The sequence below is a fragment of the Vibrio sp. S234-5 genome (genome assembly GCF_000960595.1).
Classification (GTDB): domain Bacteria; phylum Pseudomonadota; class Gammaproteobacteria; order Enterobacterales; family Vibrionaceae; genus Vibrio.
The window spans coordinates 1-416 of the sequence record NZ_JZAM01000331.1 but is presented as its reverse complement, the minus strand read 5'-3'; the positions used below and the strand labels follow the sequence as shown (position 1 = coordinate 416).

The following is a 416-nucleotide window of genomic DNA, read 5'->3' as shown; positions in this document are numbered from 1 at the left end:
ATTCTTAATTGTCATGTGTAATGGACTATCTCGATAAAAAAGCTCTACATATATATTCGTCGGCAGCGTCAGAAGAGTATAAGAGACAGGCCCAAGACATCGCGGGGGACAATGGCACCGTGGTCATCGGAGCGGATGGCGCAATGACGTTCGAGCCAGCGGCTGACTACAATGGTGAGATCAACTTCGGCTACCAGATGAAAGACGCGGACGGCGATGTAGACAGCGCGAACGTGACAGTGACCGTGAATGCCGTGGACGTTGCGGTAGTCCCGGGGAATGACGAAGTGACGGTTGCCGAAGACGGCAGCATCACGCTGAACCCAACGGGCCACGCCAGTGCACCAGACGGCGGCCTGGAAATCCACCACCTCCACGGCGTGGCGTCAACCGGCAATGCCCAAGACATAGCGGCG

Annotated in this window: 1 protein-coding gene; it reads left to right on the top strand. The window is 56.5% G+C overall.

Features of this window, described 5'->3' with window-relative positions:
* Positions 1–8: 8 nt before the first annotated feature.
* The coding region (locus UF06_RS18860) for an Ig-like domain-containing protein (RefSeq protein ID WP_171816759.1) at positions 9–416 on the top strand (408 nt) is incomplete at its 3' end.